Raw genomic sequence first — 8771 nt, forward strand, 5'->3', positions numbered from 1 at the left:
GAGCCCGATGCTCCACCCGGCGTATCGGCACCGCCGTCCGAGCCATCCACACACTCTTGACCTGCGATTATTCAGGATGAAAGAGGTTCACTGAGGGTTTTCAGAGTGGCCCCCGGACGGGTGACGGCGGGACCATAAGCAACGGACAGGGTCCCCGTACCGTTGAGAGAGGTGTCTAGGTCTCAACTCTCCATCTCAGGAACCCTGTTGGTCCCGTATCCTGCCGCACTCGACCTGCCGCACGCACTCGTGGAGTGGGTGACGATGCTGATCGTCACCCGTGAGGGTGACCGGCGCTGCAAACTCCGGCCATCCGAACGTGCGGTGATCGCTCTGGTATACCTGCGCCGGCACGACCCCCTGGCTCAGCTCGCCGCAGGTTTCCGTATCTCCGTCGGCACCGCCCACGCGTACGTCACCACCGTCGTCGAGCACCTGGCCGACATGGCGCCGGGCCTGCTGAAGGTCCTGCGCGAGACAGACCCCGACTACGTTCTCGTGGACGGCACGCTCGCCGAGTGCGACCGGGTCGGCGACGGGCGCGCAGACTATTCGACGAAGCACAAGCGGCACGGTGTGAACGTGCAGGTCATCACGGACCCGGCCGGTCGCACACTGTGGCTCTCACCGGCCCTGCCCGGCCGCACACACGACCTGACCGCCGCCCGCACCCACAAGATCATCAGGATCTGCGAGCGCCAAGGCGTCCCCGTTCTCGCCGACATGGCCTACATCGGCGCGGGCGAGTGGGTCACCACTCCCAAACGCCGACCGCCCCAAGGTGAACTCACCGCGACCGAGCGGACGGTCAACCCGGCGCTGTCCGCCGCTCGCGTACCCGTCGAACGAGGAATCGCCCGCCTCAAATCCTGGCGAATCTTCCGCAGAGCCCGATGCAGCCCGAACCGCATGACGTCAATCGCCAAGGCCGTCCTCACCCTGGAGCGGTACCGCTGAAAACCCTCAATAAGAAGAGTGCCAAGGCGATCGATGTCTCAGAGTGCGGAACGTGACCTTCTGTCCGGTTTGCGATCGCTCGATGGTATGACGTTGGGGCATTGCTGCCGGTCAGGCGTTCGACATTCGCTGGGTTATGGCATGAGCATGCGCAAGCCGTATCCGAGCGATCTCACCGACGAGCAGTGGGAGCTCGTGGAACCTGTGATCGCGGCGTGGAAGGCACGGCATCCGTCGGTCAGCGGGCACCAGGGCAAGTACGCGATGCAGGAGATCGTGAACGCGATCCTCTACCAGAACCGCACGGGGTGTCAGTGGGAGTTCCTGCCCCATGACATGCCCCCGCCCGGAGCGGTGAAGTACTACTTCTACCTCTGGCGCGACGAGGGCACTGACCAGGACATTCACGACCTGCTGCGCGGGCAGTTGCGGGAGAAGCGGAAGCGATTAGCCGACCCGAGCCTGGTGGCCCTGGACACGCAGAGCGTCCACGCCTCCGTCGGTGTCCCCGCCACGACGACCGGCAAGGATGCCGCGAAAAGGGTGCCGGGCAGGAAGAGATGCCTGGCCGTGGACGTCTTGGGCCTCGTCATCGACTGCGTCGTCCTGCCCGCCTCCGCGCACGAGAACACCGCCGGCATCGCCCTGCTGGACGGCGTCGCCGGACAGTGCGGCGGCACGGTGACCAAGGCCCTGGTCGACCAGGGCTTCAAGAAGAAGGTCGTCGATCACGGCATGACCCACGGCATCGACGTGGAGATCGTCGAACGCAACCCGGCCCAGAGCGGCTTCGTTCCGCAGGCCAAGCGGTGGATCGTGGAGCAGACGAACGGGATCCTGATGTTCTACCGCCGTCTCGTCCGCGACTACGAACACCGGCCCGCCTCCTCCCGCTCCCGTGTCCTGTGGGCGATGACCTCCGTCATGAGCCGCCGCCTCACCGGTCGCACCATTGCCTCCTGGAGGACCGCATGAGCGAGAACCCACAGGTCAAAGCCATCCTGGAACACATAGAAACCCGCGAGCGCGAACTGGCCGACCAGACCGAGCAGTTCCGGGCCCGCATCGAAGAACTCACCCGGCAGATCGGCGAACTCGAAGCCGAGAGCGAGAACCTGCGCATCACCCGCAAAACCCTCCTCGCTCTCCCGCTGCCCTTACCTGCCACAGAGCCGGACCACCCCGACATCCCGGACCACCCCGCCTATCAGCAGATCCTCACCACCCTGGCCGACGCCGGCCGACCGATGCGCGCCCGCGACCTCTGCCAGGCTCTCGACCTGCCGATCCTCCCGAAGAACACCGAAGGCATCCGCTCCAAACTGAAACGCCTGGTCAGCCGGGGCATCCTCACCGAACCCGAACCCGGCTTGTTCGCCCGCCCCGACGCCTGAGGGCCACCCCTCACCCGCGACCAGCTGGCTGCGGCTCGGGGCGCGCAGCCCGGGGTTCGCCGCCGACCTGGAACGGCACGGCTTGTTCGTCCGCGCCTACGGCGAGGACGGCGTGCGCGTCACGACCGGCAACCGCGCGGCGAACGACCGGGTGCCGGCCGCGACGGCCTCCTACACGGAGTGGATCCAGTTGCGGTAGTGGGCGGCGCTGGTGAAGACGGAGGGGGATCCGGCCTCGCCGCAGCCGCGCGCCCAGGAGGCGATGCCGACGACCACGCCGTTGACGACGGCAGGGCCGCCCGAGTCGCCGAAGCAGATGCCCTTGCCGCCGGCGGCAGGACCCGCGCAGAGCATGCTGGTGGTGTCGAGGACCGGGGCCAGGCCCTCCAGGGGGCCGCCCTCGTCACCACCGAGGTTGAGGTTCACGCCCGAATAGGCGACCTCGCAGGCGGCAGGGGTGGTGAGGCGGAGCTGAACGGTGTGCAGGAGGGTGGGCAGGCTTGTGCCGTCCGCCCGGGTGCGCCCCCAGCCGGTGACCTTCGCGACCGCCCCCGCGGCGGGGTCGGTGGTGGCAAGGGGGGCGAACCGGACCGTGGCGCTCTCCGTGACCGGAACGCTGAGCGTGAGGACCGCGACGTCTCCGGCCAGGGTCTCGGCGTTGAAGCCCGGGTACCCGTGCACCGCCTCGACCCCGCTGACCCGGGGCAGGTGATTGCGGTCCACACCGCCATATTTCACCTGCAGCGCGCCGGCGCCCTGGCCGTCGACGCAGTGAGCGGCGGTGACCACCCTGTTCGCGTCGAGCAGGAAGCCGCCGCACACGTGCCCATGGCCAAATTGCCCCTGGGCGATGACGCTGACCTGGTAGGGCGCGGTACCAGTGGTGGCGGGGCTTCCGCCGATGATGGCGGCGGCCGGGGAGGTGCCGGCGACGGCCAACCCCAGCACCGCCCCCATGGACACAACGAGCTTACGCAGCAACACGGAACTCCTGACGACGTGGCGGGGCACTAGCCGCGCCACAGGTGACAAAGGCACCAGGAGACTATCCGTCAGGGAGACGGGAAGTGACCGCGCTTGACAGCAGAGACGAAGGAGGCGAAGGCGTCGGCGGAGAAGTGGCGCGCGGGACCGTCGGGGTCCTTGCTGTCGCGAACGGGGACGAGGCCCGGGAGGCCGTGGCGACCTCGACGCACCCGCCGCCAGTCCCATCGCTGTAGCTGGACTTGAGCAAGGAGCCACCGATCCACCCCTTGCATCAGCGGTAATCGGTCGAGGTCCGCTGTCCAAGGACGATGGGCGGCTGGTTCTCACGAACGCGCATCGACCCGAGGCGCTGATCACTACCGTCGCGACCATGGCGAAGGGGAAGCCGTCCAGCGGCCCGCGCTCGTGAGTCAGCCGGACATCCCAGCGGATGGGAGCCCCAGCGATATCTGGGATCAGGCAGTTCCCCGGATGCACAAGCCGAGGTACTGCACGGCCAGGTGTCCACAACTGCAGGGTTGTTGCTGCCGCACGGATCAGCCGTTGACACCGGGGATGAGCGTGGCGAGGTCCAAGTCGAGGCCGCCGACGATGGCGTGGAGGCTCCATTCAGGGCCGCCGGCGTCGGCGGGAAGACGGGCGCCGGGAGCCGGTTGTGCCTGGGAGGGCGTGGCCATTGAGATGCTGCCCAGGGCAAGGAGGGCGCTCAAGCCGATGGTGGTGACAATGCGACGGATGCTGTTCATGGCAACCTCCCAAACGGCGTAAGCGGCTACTGCCGCACAGATCAGCGGGAGGCTTCCCCGTTCAATGAGCCGCCACTCCCGCGCCACGGGGTGTGTGAGAGCTCGCGCGGCCTGTCGGAAGTCGCCGCGAACGCGTGTTGGGGGATCGGCCCGGACACGGCTGAAGGCGCCGATCGTCGAGCCACCGCTGCGAGCGGCCCGGACAACAGGGCTCTCCGAGCCCCATCGTCCCAGTTCAGCGATATCCGTTGTTTTTGCGGCCGTTACTACGGCGACGCACATACGAGAACAGGGCCACCGCCTCGGGAACCGGGCGCAATCGAGCAAGCAGCCGGATTTCGGGGCCCGAGTAGTAGCTGCACCCGAGCGAGAAGGCGGCTGACACCAGTTCGAGGCTCCCCCAGAAAGATCGAATCCGTGCGTAAAGCGCATGGGGCATGGGTGCAGGTGGAGAACCTTGCGATGTCCGAATCGACCTTCAGGGAGCCATCCATGAAAATCATTCCATCTTCCAGGCCGCGGCGCGCGGTTCTGGTGTCTGCGATGGTGGCCGCGTCATTACTGTCACCGGGTACCGCATCCGCGGCACCTGCCGCCCAGGTGCAGACGTATGGCTCACCCGGCGAGCACACCTTCACCGTGCCGCAGGGCGTCAGCCATATCAGCATCGTGGCTCTGGGCGGCGGTGCAGGAGGAGGTGGAGGCGGAGGCAATGACGGTGGGTCCCTGACCGGCGGCGGAGGCGGCGGAGGCGGCAGCTCGGCCGTGGTGTCGTGTCGCATCACCGTCGCGGACGGGTCGAAGATCTCCCTCACAGTCGGCAGCGGTGGAAAGGGAGGCCAGGGCGGAAGCGGCCGGAACGGTGACTGGGGTAAGAACGGCTCCGACACCACCGTCAGTATCGGCGGAGTCACCCTGGCATCCGCCGAGCACGGCTGGGAGGCAGGTGGCGGCGATGCGTCCCATTGGTACGGGAGCGGCAACGGCGGCCGCGCAGGAGGGGGCGGCGGCGTGGAGGCAAGCCGGTGCGTGGGCACCGACCGCACCATCACGCCGGGCAACGGCGGCCAGGGCGGCCACGACGGATCTCGCAACGTTCGCGGTTGGGGCGGCGATGGCGGCACGCCCGCGCGGTGGCCCGACAGCTGCCCTACCGCCGGCGTGGGCGGCCTCGGAGGAATTGGTGCCGGCCCTGCCGGCGCGTCCAACCCCGGCAAGCAGCGGCCTTCCACTGCCGGCTACGCGGGGAACGATGGATGCGTGGTTCTGACCTACACCCCGGACGTCAGTTGACCTAAGCATCACGCAGTGCCACACGCCACCCGGCCGCAGCAATACGAGAACAGGGCCGAGATCCCGCGGAGCAGGCCGTCGGACACGACGGAGGCGCGGTCACCGGTCTTGTCTGACCATTGCATAGTGCTTCACCATCAGTGATCACGGATACGGCCGGGATGGTGGGGTGGCGATGTCGTCGAGTACGGGCGGGGCTACTGTGCGGACAAGGCGCTGTCCAGCGTGTTCAAGTACGATCTCCTCAAGCGGTAGCTGCCGCAGTTCGGCGGCATGACGGGTACTCAGTCCCACGACAAGCGCGTGGTCTACCTCGACGGATACGCCGGCGAGGGCCGCTACGAGAACGGCGATCCGGCCTCTGCAGAGATCGCGCTGAGGGTCGCCCCTTCCTACGGGGCAAACCCGGACTCACGCCGGAGTGCTTCTTCTGCGAGCTCCAGACGAGGTCGTTCGACCGGTTACAGACGGTCGTCCATCAGTACCTGGCCCGCGGCGTACGGGCCCACACCCATCGCGGCGAGGTCAACGGCGTCCTCGACCAGGTCGTCGAACGCGCCGTGCGGGAACCGCTGTTCCTTTTCCTTGACCCGTGCGGCCTGGTCCTGCCACAGGACCGCCGCGTAGATGTCCTCGCGCGCAAAAAGCCCCGCCTACCAGCAGATCCTCACCGTCTTCGCCGACATCCGGCGGCCGATGCGGGCCCGCGACCTGTACCAGGCACTCGACCTTCTGACCGTCCCGAAGAACACCTAAGGCATCCGCTCCGAGCTGAAACGCCTGGTCGCCAGGGGCATCCTCACCGAACCCGAACCCGGCCTGTTCGCCCCGCCCAGCGCTTGACCCCCATCACACACCCGCGACCAGCAGCCTTCACCCAAGCTCAACCGCGAAACGAACAAAGGCTCACGTCTCGCACTCTCAGTCCGGTGGGACGAACTTGATGATGAATCGCCTCGCTCCGCATCGTCGCGGCCAGATGGGCGGAGGCCGCAGTGGTGATCTCCATCCATGCGTACTGGTCCACGCGGCGGTTTCCAGTGGGTTGAGCGCGCAGGGCTGCTTCGATCGCGATTTCGTTGCTCCGCCTCAGCCACAGATGTTCTTGCTCGAGTTCTGCCTGACGCTCCAGTGGGTCCCAGGCCACCGAGAGAAGGCGGGAGGACTGTTCGAGATCACGGAGTTGCTGGTTCTTCGTGGCCAAGGTGCGTTCGATCTGTCGCATCCCGACGGTGACAAGATCGTCGGAGGAGTGTTGGGCGAGACGACGGTTCAGAGCGTCCAACGCGGCTGAAGCCAGCACATCACGGTCAAGCTCTTTGGCCTGTGGGCCCACGTACGTTCCGGGTGCGACGCCCGCTGCCTGCACAGTACGGGCCACCTCCTGGTCCACCATGCCCACCAGATGGGCATCTACCGGCCACGGACGGGCAAGGTGTTGACGGCTCATCGGCGCCGTCATGATGCGGATCGCAAGTGTGGGCGGAGCGACGTGCCAGGCCGTTGCCACCGTGTCGACCGTCCTCGGCGGCAGATCACTCTGCTCCAGAAGAGACTTGATCGTCTGCGCCAAGACATCCCGCGTAGTTGCGACGTCATGATCGGTCTGCTCCGCGAGCAACTCACAGTCGACGAGGAACTCGGCATGGATCACCCGGCCGTACGCACTGGACTGGGCTTCGACAGATCCGACCCGGATAGACTCGGCGCGATCACGTTCGTCCGGCGTAGCGGGCCGCATTTCGAGGACGTAGCCGACCGGCGAGGCTTCGTCATGCACCGCGTTCCACGCATCATTCACCTGCTCGAAGCCGAAGGCGTACGAGCCTGCGAGGTCGTGGAGAAGTTGGTGATGGTCGTCGCCCCAAGCCGGATGCGCGGAACGTACGGCCACAGCTGGGGTGCCGGCCCGGATCCGCCAGCCGTACAGGTCAGGACGGTCATGGTCCGGCGATCGGGTTACCTCATCCGACCGCTCATCCGCATGCGCTCGGCGCCACTCGTAGATCCCGTATGGGCCCTGCCCGATAGGGTCCAAGGCATCCCAGGAGTCGATGCCCGGCAGGGCGAGCAGGGCCAGCGCCTGCTCCAGCTCCTACAGGCGCTCGCCGCGTTCCCACTCGGCGGCGCTGTGGTGAGGACTGACCACCATCACGTCCGGGGCCCTGCCGCCACTGAAGAACGTCTTGTTGTTGCCGCGCCACCACTCCCATAGGTCAAACGCCTCCCAGACGATCAAGTGTGGTCTGTCCGGCGCGGCGAGCTCACGGCAAAAGGTATAGAGATCCGTGTCCCTGTCGGCGGTGGTCGAGGCCCAGAGCAGATCCTCAAGGGACATGGCGGCAAGGCCCGCTCGCTGGGGCGCAACCACATGTCCGGCAGATGCGACGCGGATAGCGGAACGACCTCCGTCCCTGCGGGAAGGGCCAGGGACCCACCGGGCAGCGGCACACGAACCTCTTCGTCCGGATGGGCACGGGCACGCTCGCTGATCCGCAGCACTGCTGGATCCTCCCGGAACGGAGCATCCGTCAGATGGGGGCGCGTGAAGAGCTGTACCAGCAACGCCCTGGCAGGGCCGAACATCACCACCCACTGCACAACGTCGCGGGGGGGGGAGACAGCCGGGCCGCTGCTTGTGTCAGGGGGACCGAGAATCTTGTCCGAGAACCGCCACAGAGCTCGGCGTGCACGTTCAGCTGTGAGCTGGGCAAAGCGCAGGCTGACGTTCGCTTCCGCCGAGGCGGCGTGCCGAGCAAGATCAACGACGCCCTGCCCCAGGCTTTCGGGCAGGAAGCCCAACGGTAGCCAGAACCTCGCTGCGCCACCGTCGGACTGCTGATGGGAAACGGCCAGGTACCTGCCGAACGTACTCTGCGGGGAGCGGGGATCGTAAATCGGCTCTCCCTGTTGTGCGGTAGCCCAGTTGAGCGCGGCCCGCAGTGTCTCGGAGGGGGCGACCATCGCGTCCACTGGCATGCTCAGAAGCACCTGCGCCGCCGCGAGTTCCTGGTCACTCAACGTGGCAGGACCCTCTGTCGGCACGTCCCCATCGGGCCACGACGAGGCCAGTGCCCCAATGGCCAGATCGGCGTACCGCAACCCCACCTCGATGTATTCGGAGACCCCGAACCCCAACTCGGCCGCCAAGACCGAATCCGTCGCCTGAGCCACCGTCTTCCACCGCGTGACGTCGGCCAGCGGCCTTTCCACCTGGCCGGGAGCCAGCCTCAGCACCTCGTCACCGAGCCGCGCGAGCACGTTCTGACGAGGATCCGCTGGAACGAAGTCTTCCAGCCCAGCTAGAGGTTGTCCCGTATGGGGCGTGAGTTATCCGGTGAGGGCCATGTTGTGGAGCCGGGCGATGCCGAGCATGGCCTGGTGAACGCCGTTG

The 8771-nt window shown here is 67.0% G+C and carries 9 protein-coding genes and 1 pseudogene; 5 read left to right on the top strand and 5 right to left on the bottom strand.

The features are described from left to right. Window positions 1-207 precede the first annotated feature (207 nt). The 3 genes from ACIA8X_RS46665 (at window position 208) to ACIA8X_RS46675 (ending at window position 2351) form a co-directional block, all read left to right on the top strand. A complete protein-coding gene (locus ACIA8X_RS46665; protein ID WP_393462885.1) occupies window positions 208-957 on the top strand; it encodes a transposase family protein in 750 nt (249 codons plus the stop codon). 141 nt (window positions 958-1098) lie between these two features. Continuing rightward, window positions 1099-1932: an IS5 family transposase gene (locus ACIA8X_RS46670; protein WP_393462884.1), complete on the top strand. Its 834-nt coding sequence runs from the start codon at window positions 1099-1101 to the stop codon at window positions 1930-1932. Then, the gene (locus ACIA8X_RS46675) at window positions 1929-2351 is read left to right on the top strand and encodes a hypothetical protein (protein WP_115909698.1); all 423 of its coding nucleotides are present in this window, start codon (window positions 1929-1931) and stop codon (window positions 2349-2351) included. Before ACIA8X_RS46670 ends, ACIA8X_RS46675 begins: the two co-directional genes overlap by 4 nt. Before the next feature lie 171 nt (window positions 2352-2522). Here ACIA8X_RS46675 and ACIA8X_RS46680 read toward each other — a convergent pair whose 3' ends face one another. From ACIA8X_RS46680 to ACIA8X_RS46690, 3 genes and pseudogenes are all read right to left on the bottom strand, one after another. After that, window positions 2523-3335 (bottom strand): serine protease, encoded by an 813-nt coding sequence (locus tag ACIA8X_RS46680; RefSeq protein WP_147317060.1) that lies wholly within the window; start codon window positions 3333-3335, stop codon window positions 2523-2525. A gap of 68 nt (window positions 3336-3403) precedes the next feature. After that, window positions 3404-3585 (bottom strand): annotated as a pseudogene (locus ACIA8X_RS46685) (DUF397 domain-containing protein). Between the two features lie 289 nt (window positions 3586-3874). After that, the gene (locus ACIA8X_RS46690) at window positions 3875-4084 is read right to left on the bottom strand and encodes a hypothetical protein (RefSeq protein ID WP_115909696.1); all 210 of its coding nucleotides are present in this window, start codon (window positions 4082-4084) and stop codon (window positions 3875-3877) included. A gap of 462 nt (window positions 4085-4546) precedes the next feature. Between ACIA8X_RS46690 and ACIA8X_RS46695 the strand changes: the two genes are divergently transcribed. Then, window positions 4547-5377 carry a hypothetical protein gene (locus tag ACIA8X_RS46695; RefSeq protein ID WP_393462883.1) on the top strand — a complete coding sequence of 277 codons (831 nt, stop codon included), beginning with the start codon at window positions 4547-4549 and terminating at the stop codon, window positions 5375-5377. 627 nt (window positions 5378-6004) lie between these two features. Then, window positions 6005-6133 (top strand): hypothetical protein, encoded by a 129-nt coding sequence (locus ACIA8X_RS46700; RefSeq protein WP_393462882.1) that lies wholly within the window; start codon window positions 6005-6007, stop codon window positions 6131-6133. 127 nt (window positions 6134-6260) lie between these two features. On the opposite strand, the gene ACIA8X_RS46705 is transcribed toward ACIA8X_RS46700, so the two are convergent. Continuing rightward, a complete protein-coding gene (locus tag ACIA8X_RS46705; protein WP_393462881.1) occupies window positions 6261-7271 on the bottom strand; it encodes a hypothetical protein in 1011 nt (336 codons plus the stop codon). A 341-nt stretch (window positions 7272-7612) separates the two neighbouring features. Further along, window positions 7613-8638 (bottom strand): hypothetical protein, encoded by a 1026-nt coding sequence (locus tag ACIA8X_RS46710; protein WP_399460789.1) that lies wholly within the window; start codon window positions 8636-8638, stop codon window positions 7613-7615. Window positions 8639-8771: the final 133 nt, after the last annotated feature.

Source organism: Streptomyces sp. NPDC051738 (assembly GCF_044453205.1).
GTDB lineage: Bacteria > Actinomycetota > Actinomycetes > Streptomycetales > Streptomycetaceae > Streptomyces.

Excerpts from the sequence above, each read along its gene's own strand:
- ACIA8X_RS46670 (WP_393462884.1), top strand. The coding sequence starts at position 1,099 with ATGAGCATGCGCAAGCCGTATCCGAGCGATCTCACCGACGAGCAGTGG.
- ACIA8X_RS46675 (WP_115909698.1), top strand. The coding sequence starts at position 1,929 with ATGAGCGAGAACCCACAGGTCAAAGCCATCCTGGAACACATAGAAACC.
- ACIA8X_RS46690 (WP_115909696.1), bottom strand. The coding sequence starts at position 4,084 with ATGAACAGCATCCGTCGCATTGTCACCACCATCGGCTTGAGCGCCCTC.
- ACIA8X_RS46695 (WP_393462883.1), top strand. The coding sequence starts at position 4,547 with ATGTCCGAATCGACCTTCAGGGAGCCATCCATGAAAATCATTCCATCT.
- ACIA8X_RS46700 (WP_393462882.1), top strand. The coding sequence starts at position 6,005 with ATGTCCTCGCGCGCAAAAAGCCCCGCCTACCAGCAGATCCTCACCGTC.